We start from the raw sequence: 21,785 nt of genomic DNA on the forward strand, positions 1-21,785 counted from the left end.
GACTTCATACTGCTGTTGTCAGAATGTGGATAAATCCGTTGTCACTTAACTCGCTACTTTGTTTTTTTCATCCTTGATTGAAACGCGATAACCCAGTTGCGATTTCAGCGCTTGCACATCAATTTTTCCGCAAGGGGTATGAGGAAATTCTGTAAAGAAATGGAGCTCTTTGGGGGTTTTGTAGCGAGCAAGTCGCTCTTGTAGAAATTCACGTAATTCACTTTCACCAATGCTGTAGCCTTTTTGCACACAAATGGTGGCAATCACCTCTTCACCTAAATCAGCAGATGGGATCCCAAAGGCTTTTGTCGCATCAACACCCGCATATTCAGCAATGGCTTCTTCTATTTCACACAGGCTGATATTTTCGCCACCGCGCACCACAATTTCTTTCATACGATAGGCGTAGTGATAGTTGCCTTGTTCATCGACATAACCGATATCACCCGTATGTAACCACCCCTCTTCATCTAATGCCTCTTTGGTTTTTTCAGGTGTATTGTCGTACCCCATCATGACGTGAAAACCACGCGTGCAAATTTCCCCTAATGTGCCAACGGGACAAGTTTTTCCACTCTTAGGATTGATAATTTTCATTTCAACAAAAGGCAGGGGTTGCCCTATGGAGCCACGTTTTATCGCTAAAGGATCGTTAGGTAATGTTTGTGTACAACAAGGTGAGGATTCTGTTTGGCCATAAGAGACAGTGATCCCTTTCATACCGAGGGTATTTTCAATGTCATCGATTAATGCGGGAGGAAAACTCGCGCCGGCAATAATGCCTTTATTAAGGCTAGATACATCATAGTGAGAAAATTGTTCATGTTTCATTAAGCGACTAAAAATTGTCGGCACACCATGCATAACCGTGCAACGATAGTTTTGGACGGCTTTTAAAACATCTTCAGCACAGTAATTATCTAACAGAACTAATTGGCATCCCGTTGTTAAGGCAAAAAAGAGGCAAGAAGATAGCCCAAAGCAGTGGAACAGAGGAACAGCAAGACAAATCACATCATCATGTGTAACGCCTAAACGCTGTGCTGACAGCATTGCATTATTAATGACATTATATTGGCTTAACATGACCCCTTTAGGCATTGCAGTACTACCTGAGGTCATTTGAATAGTCAGTAAATCTTTTACGCTAACTTGAGCAACCGCATGTTGATATTCTTTATCTGATATTTGTTGGCTAATTACTTTTAATTGAGATAAAGAGAGACTTTTTTCTGCATGTTCATTTCCCATGCTAATAAATAATTGAGGTAATACATCTTTATTTTCTGATGCTTTTTTAGAAAGACAATTAATCACCTCAACAAAATGATTACTTTTAAAACCATCAGAAAAACAGAGTGCTTTAATTCCTGTTAATCGACATAAATCTAATAACTCTCTTTTTTTAAAATGAAAGTTAATACAAACAACGGGCACACCAATTTGAGCCGCGGCAAGGAAACAGATTATCCATTCTTTACTATTAGCAGACCAAATACCTAAACGATCACCTTTTTTTAAACCAATCGCTAAAAATCCACGAGCAACGCTTTCCACTTCTTGTTGTAATTGTTGCCAAGAAAGTGTCTTTTTACTTTGATTTTCAATTAAGGCAGTTTGTGAAGCATATTGCTTCACTACATTGTTTAGACATTCTTTAACTGTCGTTTCTAATAAGGTCATAAATACCTACTCAACCGCTTCTTTGCTAGTGTTTACTTCTGTAATGACCTTATTCTGGGTAGGGGAAATTATTCATTCTTGGTAAATAACGAACTGTTTTTCGTCATTTGAATAGTCTGAGAGAGATTTGTGATTGAGCTCTAGATTTGGTGAGTTAAATATAATTTGTAATTGGAGAGTAATTAATAACAATGAGATAAATTTGAAACTAAGGCGTTATAAAGGTGTTATTATTAATAAAGAAAAAAGAGAGCGATTTTATTTAAATAGAAAAACAAAACCACTCTCTTTTTAATATAAATATACTCAGATAATTTTAAGATATAAACAAACCTTATCAATAATAATTAATGTAATAATTAAATAAAAATAATTTAAAAACAAATACAATAATGATTAAGTTTGATAACATCTAAATAAAAAATAATTTAAATCACTTAACTTATTTTATTAATCATGGATTAAAGCGATTATTTACCTCGTCGCATTGGCATGGTTGAGGTTTGATTAAGCGTTAACCCTTTGGTTTCTGGTGCAAATAACACGGATACCATCATACCAAATAAAGAAATTGCAGCCCCCACTAGCATCGTGGTGTTAATACCATAAGTAGCAATAAAAGCAGGAAGAGCACACGTTGAGATAACTGTACCAATACGGCTTATTGACATAATAATGCCCACTGCCGACGCACGAATATCTGTCGGAAACAATTCATTAGGATAGAGCCATTGTAAAATTCCGGGGCCACCAGAAAAGAACGCGTAAGTCGCAAACGCTAAGATAACAAATAAGATAGGTAGATCAGGAAAGACACCTAGCACCAATAATGCCAATGTCATCATGCCAAAACTACCAATCAATAATGGACGTCGACCTGTTTGGTTTAGCCAGAACATAGCGGGAATACACCCAAACATAAAGAACAAGCTGATCACGACATTACCCAATGCCGCACTTCTTCCCGCATCCCATCCTAATAAACCGACAATTTGTGGTCCAAAGGTATAAATGGCAAACATTGGGATAACTTGGCAAGTCCAAATCACCGCAACAAATAGAACAAAAGAGAAGTGACGTTTATTAAATAACTCGATAAAACGTGTTGTTTTGGCATCTTCCGCTTCAAATACCACTGGTTCACCAAAGAGTTTTATCATCATCTCATTACACTCTTTAATACGCCCTTTGCGTATTAACCAAAGCGGAGATTCAGGTAAATCAAAACGACCAATTAAAATAATAACACAAGGAATAAAGGCACTGCCCAACATCCAACGCCAACCATCTTCAATATCATATAGAAGATAACCAACTAAGTTGGCACAAGTTGCTCCGATATACCACATCGCAGCAATAAAACCGACAGCAAAAGCACGCTGTTTTTTATTGGAAAACTCAGTGATCATTGAAGTCGCAATAGGATAATCGGCACCAATCACAATCCCAATAAGAAATCGCATAATCAACAAGCCCACTGGCGTTGAAACAAACATCGTTGCGATAGAAATAATGGCAATAGCCACAATATCCACAAGGAACATTTTACGGCGCCCGACTTTGTCACAAATATAACCAAAGAGGGATGTACCAATAAAAAGCCCTGCTAATGTTGCAGCCCCAAGCAGACCAATCCATCGAGCATCAAGTTGTAGTAATGGTGTGAGTTGCTCTAACGCCACACCAATAATCACTAATACATAACCATCAAGAAAAGGGCCACCACTCCCCCATAACATCACCCGACGATGTACAGAGGTAAAACGAATATCATCAAAGTTTCTGGGTTGCATGACTGCGTCCTGGTATTTTTCTAAATAAAACAAAAAAGAAAAGCTCCCAGGCCGGAGCAGCACTGGGAGAAAAGTAGCGATACATCATCCGTAACGATATTCCACGCCAAACGTGCCACGTGGGTATTCCCATTTTTCAAGCGCACTGTCTAAACCGAGAATTCGACAAGTTCCACATTCCAAACAACCTGCATAGTCAAAACTGATGGTGCCATCTTCTTGTTTTTTATAAAGACCGGCTGGACATGCTTTGACTAAAGTTTCTAACACCTGCATATCAGGCTGCTCTTTAACGACGATATGTGGATTTTCCTCATCGACATTAAATTTATTGATGCCTAATTTGACATCGACATTGACTGGAGAACTCATATTGCTTTTACTCCTTTGATCCCATCTTTAATCAGATTCATCCAACCTACTTTTTTGGTATGACGTATCATGGTTTTACGCATTGGTACTGGTGCTTCACCCGTTACGGTAAAGAGATCTTTTGCAATACCAACCACCATTTCAGGGTAAGCAGTGAACATACGAGGGTTATCAAGTAAATCAGGCATACGCTGATAGGCTTTCATATCGCGTAACGGGCCATCTTCTAAATGTTTGAGATATTCATTTAGCGTTTGTTGGCTAAAATCGTTTTTCTCCATTGCCGATAGCACGGTTTTGGCTGCAGCCTCACCGGATGCCATCGCTAAATCCATACCTCGGATAGTAAAGCCGAGGTTCATGCACATTCCTGCAGCATCACCGGCAATCAATACACCATCGCGTACTAATTCGTTTTGCATTCTTAATCCAGCTTCAGGAACGACATGCGCCCCATATTCCACCATTTTTCCGCCTTCAATTAGCGGAGCAACAACAGGGTGCTGTTTAAAATCTTCCAGCATTTGTGGTACTGATTTTTTCGCATCTTTAATATGGTGAAGCCCACACACAAGGCCTAAAGAAAGTGTGGTTTTATTGGTATATAAAAAACCGCCCCCCATTAATCCATCAGTTGGCGAACCGGCAAATAACCAAGCGGTACCTTCGTTATCTTTTAGGTTAAAACGATCTTTAATGACACTTTCAGGCAGTTCGATGATCTCTTTTACGCCCACAGCCACATTTTCAGCCGCAACACGTTTTGTCATACCTAACTGTTCAGCCAAAATAGAGTTCACGCCATCGGCGAGGATCACCGCTTTCGCCTCTAGCACATCGCCATCGGCTTCAACACCGACAATCTTGCCATCACGCTCGACGAGCTTATCAACACGAATACCTGTAATACACTGCGCACCCGCGTTTTCGGCTTGCTCCATTAACCATTGGTCAAATTCACCCCGTAATACAGACCAAGAGGCGGTTTTTGGGTTCTTCTCTTCACTATTTTGGTAATCAATCGTCATTGCACCTGTTTCGGTCATAAATGACAATTTTTCATGAGTAATAACACGTTCAACAGGCGCTTCTTGCGCAAACTCAGGAATGATGCGCTCAAGAGTATGTGCATACAGACGCCCACCGGTTACATTTTTCCCGCCAGCGTAGTTACCTCTTTCTATTAGCAATACTTGTGCGCCTTCCCTTGCCAAAACAAGTGCAGCCACAGATCCAGCTAATCCTGCGCCAACAATAATGGCATCGAAAATATCTTCGGAATCGGACATAACATCTCCAGAATTTGCGATAAACAGCAGAGAAGTCTCCTTCCCTGCTTAAATAAATCAGTTAGATAATTGACGAGTTAATGCAGGTAAAATCTTCATTAAATCACCGACAATACCGTAATCAGTAAATTGGAAGATTGGTGCATTTTTGTCTTTATTAATAGCAACGATCGTTTGTGCGCCATTCGCGCCAACCATATGTTGAATTTGCCCTGAAATACCGGCAGCCAAATAGAGTTCTGGTTTCAGCATCAGGTTAGAGATACCGACATAACGCTCGTGTTCCATCCACTTCTCATTTTCAGCAACAGGACGAGAACAGGCAATTTCAGCACCAATGGCTTTCGCTAACGCTTCTGCAATAGCAATATTTTCTTTACTGCCGATGCCACGCCCCACGCTGACAACAAAACGCGCCTTGTCTAAATCAACGGCATTGATTGCACGTGGTTGTACTGAATGGTGAACAATAGTTTGAGCAGGGGCAACCCATGAGACTTTTTGTGCATTCCCCGTAGCGCCAGTTTCTGGTGCAACATCAAAAGCCCCCACGCTTGCAGTGACAACACAGTAAGGGGTTTTTAGGGTTTCATCACCAAAAGCAAGGCCACCGTAAACCATGTGTTTGGTGACTAATGCATCACCCTCTACATTTAAAGATTGTGCGTCGTTAGAAACAACCGCGTCTAAACGATGACCTAAACGTGCTGCAACTAGTTTTCCGCGACGTGTATTAGGCAGTAGCACTAAACCTGCATCACCTTTTTGTTTGATGGTTTCAACCATGCTTTGTGCATAGTCTTCAATAATGCGATCGTCAGGTTTACCTTCTAATTGAAAAACTTCAGTTGCACCTAATTTAAAAGCAGCCACACTTTGTTCATCATTCAATGTAAATACATTGATAGATTGTCCTAATGAAGAAGCCCCCCCCATTAATTCTGGTAAACGGGAAAGTGCATCACTAAATACCCAAACAGTTGAAAACTGGCTCATAACTCCCCCTATTACTTAAGAATTTTGCGTAAATGTTCTGCCAACTCAGCAATCTGATCATCGCCATCACCTTCAATGATGATGCGTTGACGAACTTTCTGTTTCGGCGCTGCCACTGTTTGCTCTGAACGCACAGTAATTGCATCTAGACCAAGATCGGCAACACTCCATTGCTGAACAGGTTTCTTGGCAGCGCCAAGAATGGCTTTCATCGAAGGAATTTGAGGTGTATTAATATCGGTAGAAACCGCAATAACAGCAGGTAATGGAATGATCAGTGTTTCGATTTCATTTTCTAATTCACGCTCAACCGTTATTGAATCAGTAGAAAGAGAAACAATTTTGTTAACACCATTGATCGCAGGTATATTTAAGACCTCACCCAGCAGCAAGCTAACTTGTTGTGAACTGAGATCCGCAGAGCCGTCACCACAAAGAATTAAGTCATAACCTTTTTTAGCCGCAGCTGCAGCCAATGCAACCGCCGTTTGGTAAGGCAAAGAGGCTTCAAATTGGTCATCAACTACTACCACTAACTCGTCAGCACCACGAGAAAGAACGTCTTTACGTGCCTTCGCATTTGTCAGTGCTTTGCCACCAACACTCATTGCCGTGATGTGAATACCATCAAGTTGAGCCTTAAGCTGATTAGCGGTTTCAATCGCATTTAAATCATATTGGCTAATTTTGGTGTTAGCTCGGGAAAAATCTAGCGAATTGTCTGCGCTATTTACCGTAATATCCTGCTCATCGGGAACACTCTTATAACATGTAATAATATTCATTACATCTCCTGAAATTAATAAATAATGTCATTTACTCTGGCAATGTAATATAGAATTAACATAATTAAGCGATTAAAAAATTAAACCTAGGTCACCAATATTGAACATAGATAAATAAAGAATGGATAGCTTTCAATATTGCTAAACACATCACCAATATTGAAATTAGTTTTAATTGAAGTGAACAACTTTCAATATTGCTACATCGATCAACAATATTGAAAATAATAAATACAATGCTATTTAACGTTCAATATTGCCACTAAGATCAACAATATTGAAAGACGTAATATAACAACCCTATTACATACAGCAATATAGATATAATTTTCATGCAGTTACAATGAAAACAAAACGTTATAAAACGTAACATAAAATAGACAAAAAGAATAGTGTGAAGTGAATAACAGAATGGATTTCTTATAATATCCATTATTCATCATCATTAATCAGTTTGTGAATTAGCCAATAACTTTATTTTTCTATTATGATGAAACACCAATAGACGGAATACTCATAAATAAACTTAAATGCTTTATTAGATATTAGGAATTAACACTACTTAAACTTCTGCGTTAAATATATTTGGAAAATTTACCTATGAGCAAAGATAATAAAAAGGCAGGAATAGAACCGAAGGTTTTTTTTCCTCCATTAATCATTGTTGGTATTTTATGCTGGTTAACGGTACGTGATCTTGACGCTTCAAATGAAGTGATTAATGCCGTATTCAGCTATGTTACCAATGTCTGGGGTTGGGCTTTCGAATGGTATATGGTCATTATGTTCGGAGGTTGGTTTTGGTTAGTCTTCGGTCGTTATGCCAATAAACGCCTAGGAGAAGACAAACCTGAATTTAGTACCGCAAGCTGGATCTTTATGATGTTTGCGTCTTGTACTTCTGCTGCCGTCCTCTTCTGGGGTTCGATTGAAATATACTACTACATTTCAAGCCCGCCTTTTGGAATGGAAGGTTATTCGACTCAAGCTAAAGAAATTGGCCTTGCTTACAGCTTGTTTCACTGGGGTCCTCTACCTTGGGCTACGTATAGTTTTCTTTCTGTTGCATTCGCTTACTTCTTCTTTGTTCGCAAAATGGAAGTTATCCGTCCAAGTAGTACCTTAACCCCATTAATTGGTGAAAAACACGTTAATGGCTTATTCGGTACTATTGTTGATAACTTCTATTTAGTCGCCTTAATTTTAGCTATGGGGACAAGTCTCGGGTTAGCTACCCCGCTTGTGACTGAGTGTATTCAATACTTATTTGGTATTCCTCATACCCTGCAATTAGACGCCATTATTATCTCTTGCTGGATCTTATTAAACGCAATTTGTGTGGCATTCGGTCTGCAAAAAGGGGTGAAAATCGCCAGTGATATTCGTACTTACCTGAGTTTCTTAATGTTGGGTTGGGTGTTTATCGTTGGTGGCGCGAGCTTTATTGTCAATTATTTTACCGATTCTGTCGGTACATTGCTGATGTATATGCCTCGTATGCTGTTCTATACAGATCCAATTGGTAAAGGTGGATTCCCTCAAGGCTGGACGGTCTTCTATTGGGCTTGGTGGGTTATTTACGCCATCCAAATGAGTATTTTCTTAGCGCGGATCTCTAAAGGCCGTACTGTTCGTGAATTGTGTTTAGGGATGGTTTCAGGTTTAACCGCAGGGACTTGGTTAATTTGGACAATCCTTGGTGGTAACACCTTACAACTGATTGACCAAAATATTCTCAACATTCCACAACTAATTGAACAATATGGTGTTCCACGCGCCATTATCGAAACATGGGCGGCATTACCGTTGAGCACAGCGACAATGTGGGGCTTCTTTATCCTCTGCTTTATTGCCACTGTCACTTTAATTAACGCCTGTTCTTACACACTGGCTATGTCCACTTGTCGCTCTATGAAAGAAGGCTCTGAGCCCCCTTTATTAGTGCGTATCGGCTGGTCTGTGCTGGTCGGTATTATCGGCATCATCCTGTTAGCACTTGGCGGTTTAAAACCGATTCAAACCGCCATTATCGCCGGGGGATGCCCGCTATTTTTCGTCAATATCATGGTCACCTTGTCCTTTATTAAAGATGCCAAAGTACATTGGAAAGAGTGATCCGCTATACGCAAAGAATGACATATTAAGAGGTTATTAACATGGATTTTAGATTGAATGATGAGCAGGAACTGTTTGTTGACGGTGTCCGCGAATTAATGGCCAGTGAAAACTGGGAAGCGTATTTCGCTGAATGCGATCGCGAAAGTAAATACCCAGAACGTTTTGTCAAAGCCTTAGCGGATATGGAAATTGACAATCTGCTTATCCCTGAAGAGCACGGTGGTTTAAATGCTGGTTTTGTTACTGTTGCTGCAATCTGGATGGAATTAGGTCGCTTAGGTGCGCCAACTTACGTGCTTTATCAATTACCAGGTGGATTTAACACTGTCTTGCGTGAAGGGACTCAAGAGCAAATTGACAAAATTATGGCGTTCCGTGGTACAGGTAAACAGATGTGGAACTCTGCTATCACAGAACCCGGTGCAGGCTCTGACGTTGGTAGCTTACAAACCACTTATACCCGTAAAAATGGCAAAGTTTATCTTAATGGTAGCAAATGCTTTATCACCAGTAGTGCCTATACCCCTTATATTGTTGTGATGAGCCGTGACTCAGCATCTCCAGATAAACCTATCTTTACTGAATGGTTTGTCGATATGAGTAAACCCGGTATCAAAGTCAACAAGTTAGAAAAACTGGGTTTACGTATGGATAGCTGCTGTGAAATCACTTTCGACAACGTTGAACTTGAAGAAAAAGACATGTTTGGTCGTGAAGGAAACGGCTTTAATCGTGTTAAAGAAGAGTTCGATCACGAACGTTTCTTAGTCGCACTCACTAACTACGGTACAGCAATGTGTGCATTTGAAGATGCGGCTCGTTATGCCAATCAACGTGTGCAATTTGGCGAAGCTATCGGCCGTTTCCAACTTATTCAAGAAAAATTCGCTCATATGGCGATCAAACTCAATTCAATGCGCAACATGTTATATGAAACTGCATGGAAGAGTGACAACAACTTAATCACTTCCGGTGATGCGGCTATGTGTAAATACTTCTGTGCAAATGCGGCGTTTGAAGTCGTTGATAGTGCAATGCAAGTGCTTGGTGGTGTCGGTATTGCTGGCGAGCACCGTATTTCTCGTTTTTGGCGTGACCTTCGTGTTGATCGTGTATCTGGTGGTTCTGATGAAATGCAGATCCTGACATTAGGACGCTCAGTACTTAAGCAGTATCGATAATTTATCACGAGAAACGCTCTTATCATTCGGTGGGAGCGTTTTCACTTAGACCACTTACGAGGTAACGCTATGACAGAACATTTATCAATGCCACAATTCGGCCCACTTTCAGGGGTTCGTGTTGTGTTTTCAGGAATTGAAATTGCAGGGCCATTTGCAGGACAAATGTTTGCAGAATGGGGTGCTGAAGTGATTTGGATTGAAAACGTTGCATGGGCTGACACCATTCGCGTTCAACCTCACTACCCTCAACTTTCTCGCCGTAATTTACATGCTCTTTCACTCAATATTTTTAAAGATGAAGGTCGTGATGCATTCCTAAAATTAATGGAAACAACCGACATCTTTATCGAAGCCAGTAAAGGCCCTGCCTTTGCACGTCGTGGTATTACCGATGAAGTGTTATGGGAACATAACCCTAAATTGGTTATCGCGCATTTATCAGGCTTTGGTCAATATGGCGATCCGCAATACACCAACTTACCGGCTTATAACACCATTGCTCAGGCTTTCAGTGGTTACCTTATTCAAAATGGTGACAAAGATCAGCCTATGCCGGCTTTCCCTTATACCGCTGACTATTTTTCAGGGATGACAGCAACCACTTCTGCGTTAGCTGCACTGTATAAAGTTCAGCAAACAGGTAAAGGCGAAAGTATTGATATCGCCATGTATGAAGTGATGTTGCGTATGGGGCAATACTTCATGATGGATTATTTCAATGGTGGTGAAATCTGCCCTCGTATGACCAAAGGGAAAGATCCGTACTACGCAGGATGTGGGCTTTACCGTTGCCAAGATGGTTTTATCGTAATGGAAGTGGTGGGTATTACCCAAATTGAAGAGATCTTCAAAGATATCGGTCTTGCACATCTTTTAGGTACACCAGAAGTGCCAGAAGGCACTCAACTTATTCACCGTATCAATTGCCCTCATGGTCAATTATTTGAAGACAAGTTAGATGAATGGTTAGCAAAACAGCCTATCACTGATGTGCTAAAACGCCTGTCTGAACTCAATATTGCCAGCGCTAAAGTGCTGACTATTCCAGAGCTTGAAGACAATCCGCAATATATCGCGCGTGAGTCTATTACCGAGTGGCAAACCATGGATGGCGAAACCTGCAAAGGGCCAAATGTGATGCCTAAATTCAAAAACAACCCAGGGAAAATCTGGCGCGGAATGCCATCTCATGGCATGGACACTAATGCAATTTTGAAAAATATCGGTTATAGCGACGCACAAATCAAGGGGCTAGTCGATAAAGGACTGGCTAAAATCGTAAAGTAACACTGTAAAATTCGGACGTTGTATAGACATAAAATACGTCTGAATTTACAGCAAAAGAATAGGGTAACAGTTTAATGGATGTGATTGGCAAACAAAACTTACGTCAAATGTGGGATGATTTGGCAGAGGTTTATGGTACAAAAACAGCGCTAATTTTTGAATCCGCACAAGGAGAAGTGAGACAATTTAGCTACTGTGAATTAAATGAAGAGATAAATAGAACCGCAAATCTTTTTCATGCTGGTGGCATAAAAAAAGGCGATCACGTTGCCTTACATCTTGATAACTGTCCTGAGTTTTTCTTTTGCTGGTTTGGCTTGGCAAAAATTGGCGCGATAATGGTGCCCATTAATGCGCGATTTATGTATGAAGAGAGCGCATGGATAATCAATCACTGCCAAGCTCATTACGTGGTAACTCGTGATAATTTCTATCCGATTTACCAACCTATGTTACAGGATGAACAAAACCCTTTAACGCAACTGTTTTTAATAACAGAAAACAGTCTCCCTACTGAAAAAGGTGTTACCGACTTCTTAACAGAGAAAGCCAAGCATCCTGTTACGCTTAATCATTACACACCATTAAGTGTGGATGACACTGCTGAAATTCTTTTTACCTCAGGAACGACCTCCCAACCTAAAGGTGTCGTTATCACTCACTATAACCTACGTTTTGCGGGTTATTACTCATCATGGCAAAACGCATTACGTGAAGATGATATTTATCTTACCGTTATGCCCGCATTTCATATTGATTGCCAATGCACAGCATCACTCCCTGCTTTTTCTGTGGGAGCCACCTTTGTTTTACTTGAAAAATACAGCGCAAGAGCCTTTTGGAAACAGATCCTTAAGTATCAAGCAACAGTAACAGAGTGCATTCCAATGATGATGAGAACCTTAATGGCACAACCTGTTTCATCAGAAGAAAAACAGCACAAATTACGTGAGGTGATGTTTTATCTCAATCTTGCCGATGATGAAAAAGATGCCTTCCTTGAACGCTTTAACGTGCGATTGCTCACCTCTTATGGCATGACAGAAACCATTGTTGGTTTAATTGGTGACAGACCCGGCGATAAACGTCGCTGGCCTTCCATTGGTAGACCCGGTTTTTGCTATCAAGCACAAATTAGGGACAAACAAAACAACGAAGTCCCTGATGGGGTTGTAGGCGAAATTTGCGTAAAAGGCGAACCCGGAAAAACTATTTTTAAAGAGTATTACAACCGACCTGATGCAACAGCAAAAGCATTAGAGCCAGATGGTTGGTTACATACTGGCGATTATGGTTACCGAGACGATGAAGGCTTTTTTTATTTCGTTGATCGCAGTTGCAATATGATCAAACGCGGTGGCGAAAATGTCTCTTGTGTTGAGATTGAAAACATCATTTCTTCACATCCTAAAATTCAAGATGTGGCTGTGATTGGTGTGCCTGACAATATTCGTGATGAAGCGATTAAAGCGTTCGTGGTATTGGTTGAAAATGAGAGCTTGAGTGAAGAAGCGTTTTTCCATTTTTGTGAGCAAAATATGGCAAAGTTCAAAGTCCCCTCTGAAGTTGAATTTAGAGACGACTTACCTCGTAACTGCTCAGGAAAAGTGATTAAAAAGCATTTGAAATAAAGCATAGGTTGGTTTAACCACAAATTAATAACCTCAATCATAACTGCTTATTTTTGATGACGAAAAGGAATACAACATGAGCCAGTCATTACATCTAACAACCCGTGGTTCAGTGCTTGAGATTGTATTGGATAGACCCAAAGCCAATGCTATTGATGCAAAAACAAGCCATGAAATGGGCGAAGTTTTCTTACGTTTTCGTGATGATCCCAACTTACGTGTCGCGATTATCACTGGTGCTGGTGAACGTTTTTTCTCTGCGGGATGGGATTTAAAAGCTGCCGCAGAAGGTGAAGCCCCTGATGCAGACTTTGGTGCGGGTGGTTTTGCGGGTTTAACTGAACTTTTTGATCTAGATAAACCTGTCATTGCTGCCGTTAACGGCTATGCTTTTGGGGGCGGTTTTGAATTAGCACTCGCCGCCGACATGATGGTTTGTTCAGACAATGCTTCTTTTGCTTTACCTGAAGCGCAGTTAGGAATTGTACCTGACAGTGGTGGTGTTTTGCGTTTACCTAAACGTTTACCACCAGCTATCGTCAACGAAATGCTAATGACCGGTCGTCGCATGAATGCCGACGAAGCACTACGTTGGGGCATTGCAAACCGCGTTGTCAGCGCCGCTGAATTAATGGACAGTGCACGTGAACTTGCAGACCAAATTGCCAACAGTGCCCCACTCGCTGTGGCTGCATTAAAAGAGATTTATCGTGCTACCAGTGAACTTTCCATTGAAGAGGGTTACAAGCTTATGCGCAGTGGTGTACTAAAACATTACCCAAGTGTTTTACATTCAGAAGACGCTACTGAAGGGCCATTAGCTTTTGCTGAAAAACGCGCACCTGAGTGGAAAGGCCGGTAATTATCGTTCATCTTGATAATACAACAAAGAGGAAAACTGATGAGTATCTACGCGTTTGAAGGTCTTGTTCCTGTGGTTCATCCAACAGCTTATATTCATCCATCTGCTGTATTAATTGGTGATGTGATTATTGGTGCTGGCGTTTATATCGGCCCTCTGGCTTCACTAAGGGGCGACTATGGACGCTTGATTGTTGAAGCAGGCGCAAACCTTCAAGACGGTTGTATCATGCACGGTTATACCGATATGGATACGATCGTAAGAGAAAATGGCCATATTGGGCACGGTGCGATCCTTCACAGTTGTATTATCGGGCGTGACAGTTTAGTTGGTATGAACAGCGTAATTATGGATGGAGCAGTCATTGGTGAGGAAAGCATCGTTGCCGCTATGAGCTTTGTAAAAGCCGGCTTTCAAGGACAACCTCGACAAATGTTAATAGGAAGTCCTGCAAAACATGTGCGTGATATTACCGATCAAGATATGGAATGGAAACGGATGAATACTCGTGAATATCAAGATTTAGCGGTACGTTGTCGCCAAAGCTTAGTAGAAACAACACCATTAACGGCTCCTGAACCTCATCGCCCGCGTTTACGAGGCACAACAGGCGTTAAGCCAAAAGGCCAGTAACAAACAGCGACAGGCGTTACGAGCGCCTGTCGTCATTATTCAATTTGTTTTGTATGCAACGAAGTTACTTATATTAGCGACGTTGAGATTTTGACAACATCCATTGCCATTTTTGCTCATGGTTCAATCCACGAGGGATCATCGCCGCTAATTTTTCAGGAGAACGCTGACTACTTTTTTCTTGAATATGGCCTTTTAAACGCGAATAGACTTGAGGATCAATATGACTGACTTTGATCATTCGTTGGCACTGACAGCCTCTACCTTCTAATTGGTTAGGTACACTTTTCGTTTCACACTCAATCTCTTTTACATCAGAAAGAATATAGGAAACAATATTAATTGCATTGCATTGAGGAATATCGAATTCTTTTGCAATTTCCTTTGCACTTACCCAACGTTCTTGCTCTTGAACCCAGTCTGCAATTGACAAATAGAGTGGCTTATTCATGTATTCTTCACACATATTTACTCCAGTATCACAAATAAAGTTTTATTTATCGCTAAATAAAGATAATAACTGAATATGTTAATTATCATTGCACCGCGGAGTATCGGTTTTCCCTGTTAATTAGGTATTTTAACTACCTCATCAATATAATATTAATTTATTTCTTAACAACCAAACCCTTTAATTAACATGCTAGTCACAATTTATTATTTTGTTATTAAATTCAACTTAATAACAACTAAACCGAGTAAAAACAAAAAATTAATTAAATTAAAAAAATAACAACTTTATAAAAAATAAAATATAAAAAATTGATATATAAGCTATTTATAACAAAAAAATAAAAAACAATAGATTATATTAATAATCCATTTCTAGACTAACATTATAATAATAGATTTGAATTTGAATTGCCAGAAAGGTGACTTATTATTAGATATAAATCAATATTCATTTATTTTAAGCTATATTATCCTTATTATTAATACATTAGTAAAAGTGAAGATTAATATCTCTGTATACCTAAATAGGTAAATTAAGTGCTATATAACGTTATAGCACTTAATCTTATGTTCTTCATTTGATTATAAAAAACGACGCTCAAATGTAGTTTGCCAATCATCAGCGAATCTATTTACAGCATCGTCCACCACCGGTGAGCGAATAATAGAGTAAGCAAGTTCTATCGGTAATGTCACCGAAGATGCCCCCGCTAATAAACAATCAACCACTTGGCGTGGTGTTTTAAAACTCGCGGCTAAGATTTTTGTTGGTAAATTATGCATGGTGATCAGCGTTTGTAACTCTTTTACCACTCTTACACCATCAGAGCCCTGCCTATCCATTCGATGCACATAAGGCGCAATATAATCGGCACCTGCTAATGCGGCCATTAACCCTTGAGACACGCTGTAAATTGCCGTGCCTAATACCAGCATATTTTTTTGTTTTAATTGTTTAATAGCAATAAGCCCCGCTTCTGTAACTGGGATTTTAATCACGGTATTATCGGCAATATTGCCAATGCGCAAAGCTTCTTCAATCATGGTATCGACATCACTGGCAATAACCTGTGCAAATACCCGACCTTTTCCTCCCATTGCCGTTTTTAATTCAGGCAATAGCGTTTCAATATCTTGTGCGGATTTAGCAATAATGGAAGGATTGGTGGTGACACCAGCAATAGGAAGAACTTGAGAGAGTTTTCTGACTTCTTCGATATCAGCGGTATCTAAATAGATTTCCATAATCGCACCTCAATGATGTTGGTTTTAAGCTAAATAATTATAGGTATAACGTAGAAAGTAGCATTGTACGCGAGGGATTTCTAGTCGATTCAATGAAAATAGCGCCCATGTAAAGGCGCTATTAATTAAATTGCTAAAAATAAATAGCAATTATCTCTATTTAATAAAATAGAAATAATCTAATTTTATATTTTTAATTCAAGACTTAAATCTGATAATATTTAAATTAAATATAATCAATATCATTATTAAAATTAAATAATCATTTTAATTAAATAGATTATTTTTTAAAATCAGCATCAATAACTTGATAAAAAGCATTCTTTGTATCGGCAATATCCCAGACACCTAAAATAACCTGATAACCTGAACGCTCTGGTATATTACAATTTAATTCTACGATTTCTTGAGGTATTTTACCATCATCATCTCGTTGACAAAAAGGTGTTAAATCAAAAGAGCTTCGAGTAAGTGGTTTATTGACATCCCAGTTTTGTTTAGTAATAAAAAATCGCCATGATGCTGTACTATGTGGCGCTGTTAATTTCCACTTAAAGGTATAAGGTCCGCTTTTCATTGCCACTTTATGCCAGCGATCAGCACTCTGCTCATTTAAAGCAGAAAATGTTTCATTTCCACCACTGGCAATTTTACCATCTTCAGGTCCACCGTTAGGGAAACCTTTAAGCCCTTCAACTGATTGAGGCTCATATTCTACAGGGCCACAATTTTTATTAAATTTTATATTATTACTATTAGGAATAGTCATTTTACATAATACTGCACGGCTTGGTGGAACATCAATATAGCCATGCTTCAATGTGACATCAGCTGACACTGTTGAAACAAAACCCGCTGATAATAATAACGTTGCAGTAAATACCATAAGTTTATTTTTCTTCATAATAAAGCCTCAATAATTATTAAAAAATTTTAAAATATAATGATTGCATCAATCACATTAGATATTAGTAAAAAAAAGATAATTAAATATCAATTTATTAAGAACTGTGAGCAATATCGCGATTTAATTTAATATTAAAATGGGACTAACACTGTTATTTAATATTTATTAGATGACTATTAATAATAAAAATAATAAATTAAATTATTTTTATTACTTTTTTTATGTTTTATTAAAAGAAATAAAATTATCGATATAAAATAAAAACAACCCAAATAAGACAGAAATGCTGTCTCTCTGGGTTGTGTATTTTGGGTCTGCTCTAAATAGACATTATTATCTAATCACTCATATTCCATGAGTTGAGTAAAAATGATGGTGCCTTAATCAACTTTATATACCGATAAGGATTTGTTTTTATCAAAAATTGCTTTGGCTCTTTTATAAGTTACTTTTTTTAGCTGAGGATATTCATCCGTGTACATATCACGGGCAAGCTCTTTCCATTCACTTTCACTTTCAAATATACCAGCCATATAATATACATACTGTATTGCCTCCTCTTGATCCTCCGGAGGGCGTGACGTAGGATTTTTTGTGAACTCTGCTCGAGTAACTTCTGGGTCTGCAGCCTTATTCATCCTCATAAGTAACTCTACTGCTTTTCCTGTCGGAAGACGCTTCTGTTGTTTATCGATAACATGCTCAGTCCATTTATGTAAGTCTGAAGTTACATTTTGGAGGCAAAAATTTTCAGAATCTACATCTCTGGTAACGTAAGGAGTCATAAAATCATATAAATTTCCTCGTTCTTTGTTCTGATTAACTAAACCTTTACCTTTAGGTGGTTGCTTGAAACCTTTTGATTTCTTCATGATCTCGTGTCCACCGGACAGAGCGCCCTCAGGCTGTAAGTCAATATACAAAGAAGCTAATTTAGTCATTGTTTCGTTAAACTGGTCTCCTTGTAACGTGCGCATTCCACCTCTCCCTGTTTCAACAATATCCACCAGACGTTCAATAATGTTACCAATGAGGTCGTTTTTAGAATTAGAAATATTCAACTGGGATTGTTTGCCTGATCCAGATGCGCCAATAGCACTACTAGCGGTGGATATATCGTTTGAGGAATTATGCTCTCTTCTGTTGGCTATACTTGCACTTAATTTTTTGAACATCAAACCATTGTCATCAATATAAGATGTCGGATTCCCTTTCACCATGCGATATAAATTTAGCCCATCAATCGTACCTGCGGGGTCTGCACTTAACCAACGACCAATCCACGGTTGATAATAACGATAACCATAGTAATACATCCCCGTAGAATCTTTTTCTTTACCGGAATAACGAATGGTTTTGTAATCTGCTTCTACCACATTTTCGCTAGACCAAATGGCGGTACCGCCATAAGGGTAATACTCTTCATAACTGACTAATTGCCCTTTACCGTCCGTTTCTAATCCGCTGTTGCCAATACCGTCATCATAGCTATAACGCAGTGAATTATTTTCAATCCCTTTCGGTGAGCCAATTTCCCAACACAGCGCCCTGACTTTTGCACTAGTACCTGTTTGAATTTGTACAACGACATATTTCTCTGTCACAGAACGTGTGCTCACTTCCCATTGTTCAATATTCGGTAAATAGTGCGTAGTGACTTTTTCTAAATCACCGTTAGCAGTTTTGCGCCCGCGTATTTTCGTCATACGTTGGCTCGCACTGTTATATTGATAGGTTTCTCCCTCAGATAATTGCCCATTTTCCATTATCTCTTTGGTGGCTTTCAGATGATTACGGCTATCCCAAATAATGGCATCCCCATTAAGAAGTTGGGTTAAATTACCACTCTCATCAAAATAGCTATCCACGTTTTTTGGATCTGAACATTGTGACTTTAATAAAGCGCGATTGGTTTTATTTGAAACGATAATATCTTGAGTAAAGCTTTGTTGCGCAATAGCGGAGTGATGGCGAATTTGCGTTAAATTACCACCGCGATCATAAGTGTATAAACGCGTGTAATTGGTATAGCTTTGTACATCTTTCACTAACGTAGTAATGGTTTGAGATTGGATTGATGCAGGTGTTTTTTGATTGGCGGATTCACGCCCTGTTGCACTGACCAATTGATACAGTGAATCATAAATATAGCGATTTTCAGGCACCACTTTCTGATTGCGCCAATAACGCGTCGCTTCTGCATCATTTTTCAAACAAATAATGTTGCCCACCGCATCGTACTCATAACGCAGATCTTGCATGACCTTCGCCCCTAACGCATGACCTTGAGGGCGCTCTGTTTTAATATGCAATAAACGTTGCGTTTCTGGCTCATATTCATAGGTGGTGACTAAACCATTACCCTGCTCTTCACGCAGTTTTTGCCCCGCAGCTGAGTAGGTTAAAGCACGTAAAATCGCTTGCTCTGATTGTCCTTTTAACGTCAACCAAGTTTGTTTTACAAAGCCTGCAATATCATAGGCAATACGGCGTTTATTTCCCTTTGCATCGGTTTCTTCTAATACAGCCCCTGTCGCATCATAAGTATATTGAGTAGTAAATTTTTCAGCTTGTTGAATACTTTGCTCACTGCCGGTACTCCAATTAATGTTATTACCTACAATGAACTGTTGTGTTTCTGATATTACCGCACCTTGTAACGAATAATGGCTATATGTTTTTTTACCTGCCGTATCAAAGTGTTCAATACATTTTCCCACTTGGTTGGTCTCTATTAACTGACTCGCGTTTCCTTGTCCCCATTTAAATTTTTGAATAACCTTCGTGTCTGAATTCCCTAATTTTCCTTCTTCTACTTTCTCTAAATATCGTTCAAACCCAGACTGACTATATTTATAGATTGTGACCGTTCCTTTGGCATTAATCTGCTGTGCAACCGTGCCTTCAATATCATTAAAATTAAAGCTATTCCCATTATCAACACCTTGTGAAAGTGATAATGCCTTCCCTAAACTCACCGTTTGTTGAATATTAGGCTGAATGCTGGCGTCTAACTGTTGTGAGTCATACAGTCTTGCATCAATACTGCGTTCTAAATAACCGCGAGCATGATAGTGATGACGCGTAATACGCTCATCGGTTTGGTTTACCATATCAGGATGACGGCAATAGCTAATTTCGCGAATAGCCGATCCGCGATTATCATGAACCACAACAGTCGGGGTTCGTGTATGTAATTGTTGATTTGACATATTTCTATAATTCCTTAGTTTGCTTTCTTTTATGATCCAACTCATAAGTACCAAGCTGACTTTTTGTTGCCAATATTTCTGCCACCGCTTTTTTATCGGTATTACATTTTTCCAATACCAACATTAAACGTGCCACATAATCAGGATAATCCCCCCATACTTGCACATTAAAAAACGGTGCTGAACAGGGCTGTAGTAAGTGTGTTGGTACAAATTTTTCAGGTGCTTTAACGACGGTTAAGGGTGTTTTGCTGCAACTGGATAACAGCGTCAGGCACAGACTCATTAGCACAAGGCGTTTGAGCCAGAAGTAGCCGTAACTCTTGGCGTATTGCATGATTTTCTTCCTCTAAATAGTGTTGCTCCTCTTGTTGATGTATAAGCGTTTCAGAGATTTTTTCCGCTTGTTCGTGCCATTGCATTAATTGTGATTGCAATGTCCGTTGTTGATATTCAAGCTGACTATTTTGTTCTGAAAGTCGCTTAATTTGGTTGTGTTGATAGCGGATCACCAGAAGCGTGGTCAGAATGACTAACAACACGCCTCCTTTTGATCCCCAGCGTAGAAGCCAGGTTATACTCATGAATATGCCTCTCTAGACAGCTCATAATGAGGGCCATCACGAAACGATACCCAATCACCGCCCCAATTCATTGAAACACCCAATTGATGTGCTGCTTGTTTCATCGCTTTTGATACGGATTCAAACGCAGACCAATCTTGCCAAGGGATAGCGCCATTCACTAACGGTACTATATCTACAGCATGACCTGTTAAATGACGGCTATTGAGTGTTTTGCTTTTGCCTTCGTTCATTAACGCTTTTTGACGCGCAAATGAACGTAGCCCTTCGATGACAACAAAATCATATTCACTCAATGTCAGCGCCAAATTAACCACTCGGACTAAATCTTGATGCACATCCTTTAAGTTATTTTGACTTCGTTGACTCAATGTATACGTATTCATTTAGGCTCCTTAAGGCTATTCATGCCAAAAACACGGTTCCATAGCCAAATCAACGTGGTACTCCCCATTGAGCCAAAAAGCCCTGCAATCATGTAAGACATATAGCGACTTGCCCCACTTTCAAAACTCAATAATCCACCGAGTAAGCCTGTAAATACTGAAATCACGATCTGGCTACCAATGCCACACCAAGACCACTTAATTTGTTTTTGTCTAATTTCCATTAAATACCTCACGATACCTCCCCAGGCTGAAAATCCACCGATAATCATCCAAGCGAGTGCATCACTTTCAGATGGGATTGAGACCAGCATAATAAAATTCCTACGTTAAGCGGGTTAGAGAAAGAAGAGTCAATAACCCGC

The 21,785-nt window shown here is 39.5% G+C and carries 20 protein-coding genes; 6 read left to right on the plus strand and 14 right to left on the minus strand.

All coding sequences use genetic code 11. From position 1 onward, the window contains the following. Positions 1-45: 45 nt before the first annotated feature. The 6 genes from DK858_RS16040 to DK858_RS16065 form a co-directional block, all read right to left on the minus strand. Positions 46-1,683, minus strand: coding sequence for an AMP-binding protein (locus DK858_RS16040; RefSeq protein ID WP_109398254.1), 1,638 nt, complete (start codon positions 1,681-1,683; stop codon positions 46-48). A gap of 470 nt (positions 1,684-2,153) precedes the next feature. Next, positions 2,154-3,476 carry an MFS transporter gene (locus tag DK858_RS16045; protein WP_109398255.1) on the minus strand — a complete coding sequence of 441 codons (1,323 nt, stop codon included), beginning with the start codon at positions 3,474-3,476 and terminating at the stop codon, positions 2,154-2,156. An 84-nt stretch (positions 3,477-3,560) separates the two neighbouring features. Next, a complete protein-coding gene (fixX, locus tag DK858_RS16050) occupies positions 3,561-3,848 on the minus strand; it encodes a ferredoxin-like protein FixX (RefSeq protein WP_023582978.1) in 288 nt (95 codons plus the stop codon). Continuing rightward, complete coding sequence (gene fixC / locus DK858_RS16055; RefSeq protein WP_109398256.1) at positions 3,845-5,137, minus strand: FAD-dependent oxidoreductase FixC; 1,293 nt, start codon at positions 5,135-5,137, stop codon at positions 3,845-3,847. Before fixC ends, fixX begins: the two co-directional genes overlap by 4 nt. A 57-nt stretch (positions 5,138-5,194) precedes the next feature. Beyond that, positions 5,195-6,133 (minus strand): FAD-binding protein, encoded by a 939-nt coding sequence (locus DK858_RS16060; protein ID WP_109398257.1) that lies wholly within the window; start codon positions 6,131-6,133, stop codon positions 5,195-5,197. An 11-nt stretch (positions 6,134-6,144) separates the two neighbouring features. Further along, positions 6,145-6,918 (minus strand): electron transfer flavoprotein FixA, encoded by a 774-nt coding sequence (locus DK858_RS16065; protein WP_109398258.1) that lies wholly within the window; start codon positions 6,916-6,918, stop codon positions 6,145-6,147. A gap of 600 nt (positions 6,919-7,518) precedes the next feature. On the opposite strand from DK858_RS16065, the gene caiT reads away from it, so the two are divergent. The 6 genes from caiT to caiE all read left to right on the plus strand — a co-directional run bounded on the left by caiT (position 7,519) and on the right by caiE (position 14,633). Further along, positions 7,519-9,033: an L-carnitine/gamma-butyrobetaine antiporter gene (gene caiT / locus DK858_RS16070; RefSeq protein WP_109398259.1), complete on the plus strand. Its 1,515-nt coding sequence runs from the start codon at positions 7,519-7,521 to the stop codon at positions 9,031-9,033. Positions 9,034-9,074: 41 nt separating this feature from the next. Further along, positions 9,075-10,217 carry a crotonobetainyl-CoA dehydrogenase gene (gene caiA / locus DK858_RS16075; RefSeq protein WP_006536200.1) on the plus strand — a complete coding sequence of 381 codons (1,143 nt, stop codon included), beginning with the start codon at positions 9,075-9,077 and terminating at the stop codon, positions 10,215-10,217. A 69-nt stretch (positions 10,218-10,286) separates the two neighbouring features. Next, a complete protein-coding gene (gene caiB / locus DK858_RS16080) occupies positions 10,287-11,507 on the plus strand; it encodes an L-carnitine CoA-transferase (protein ID WP_109398260.1) in 1,221 nt (406 codons plus the stop codon). Between the two features lie 74 nt (positions 11,508-11,581). Beyond that, complete coding sequence (gene caiC, locus DK858_RS16085; protein WP_109398261.1) at positions 11,582-13,138, plus strand: crotonobetaine/carnitine-CoA ligase; 1,557 nt, start codon at positions 11,582-11,584, stop codon at positions 13,136-13,138. 76 nt (positions 13,139-13,214) lie between these two features. Next, a complete protein-coding gene (gene caiD, locus DK858_RS16090) occupies positions 13,215-14,000 on the plus strand; it encodes a crotonobetainyl-CoA hydratase (RefSeq protein WP_100158918.1) in 786 nt (261 codons plus the stop codon). A gap of 39 nt (positions 14,001-14,039) precedes the next feature. Next, positions 14,040-14,633: a carnitine operon protein CaiE gene (gene caiE / locus DK858_RS16095; protein ID WP_109398262.1), complete on the plus strand. Its 594-nt coding sequence runs from the start codon at positions 14,040-14,042 to the stop codon at positions 14,631-14,633. A 73-nt stretch (positions 14,634-14,706) separates the two neighbouring features. On the opposite strand, the gene caiF is transcribed toward caiE, so the two are convergent. The 8 genes from caiF to DK858_RS16130 form a co-directional block, all read right to left on the minus strand. Then, positions 14,707-15,099 (minus strand): carnitine metabolism transcriptional regulator CaiF, encoded by a 393-nt coding sequence (caiF, locus tag DK858_RS16100; protein ID WP_109398263.1) that lies wholly within the window; start codon positions 15,097-15,099, stop codon positions 14,707-14,709. 569 nt (positions 15,100-15,668) lie between these two features. After that, positions 15,669-16,331: a fructose-6-phosphate aldolase gene (gene fsa / locus DK858_RS16105; protein WP_109398264.1), complete on the minus strand. Its 663-nt coding sequence runs from the start codon at positions 16,329-16,331 to the stop codon at positions 15,669-15,671. 280 nt (positions 16,332-16,611) lie between these two features. Beyond that, complete coding sequence (locus tag DK858_RS16110; protein ID WP_109398265.1) at positions 16,612-17,235, minus strand: lytic polysaccharide monooxygenase; 624 nt, start codon at positions 17,233-17,235, stop codon at positions 16,612-16,614. Between the two features lie 383 nt (positions 17,236-17,618). Further along, entirely contained in the window at positions 17,619-20,450 is a 2,832-nt protein-coding gene (locus tag DK858_RS16115; protein WP_162556675.1) for an RHS repeat domain-containing protein, read from the minus strand. 4 nt (positions 20,451-20,454) lie between these two features. Then, positions 20,455-20,787, minus strand: a complete 333-nt coding sequence (lysC, locus tag DK858_RS18580; RefSeq protein WP_249718257.1) for an Rz1-like lysis system protein LysC — start codon at positions 20,785-20,787, stop codon at positions 20,455-20,457. After that, entirely contained in the window at positions 20,678-21,034 is a 357-nt protein-coding gene (locus tag DK858_RS16120) for a DUF2570 domain-containing protein (RefSeq protein WP_109398267.1), read from the minus strand. Before DK858_RS16120 ends, lysC begins: the two co-directional genes overlap by 110 nt. Beyond that, positions 21,031-21,420: a M15 family metallopeptidase gene (locus DK858_RS16125; RefSeq protein ID WP_109398268.1), complete on the minus strand. Its 390-nt coding sequence runs from the start codon at positions 21,418-21,420 to the stop codon at positions 21,031-21,033. Before DK858_RS16125 ends, DK858_RS16120 begins: the two co-directional genes overlap by 4 nt. Next, positions 21,417-21,734: a phage holin family protein gene (locus DK858_RS16130; RefSeq protein WP_109398269.1), complete on the minus strand. Its 318-nt coding sequence runs from the start codon at positions 21,732-21,734 to the stop codon at positions 21,417-21,419. The genes DK858_RS16125 and DK858_RS16130 overlap by 4 nt, the downstream gene beginning before the upstream one ends. Positions 21,735-21,785: the final 51 nt, after the last annotated feature.

The organism is Proteus faecis, from assembly GCF_003144395.1.
GTDB classification, from domain to species: Bacteria; Pseudomonadota; Gammaproteobacteria; order Enterobacterales; family Enterobacteriaceae; genus Proteus; species Proteus faecis.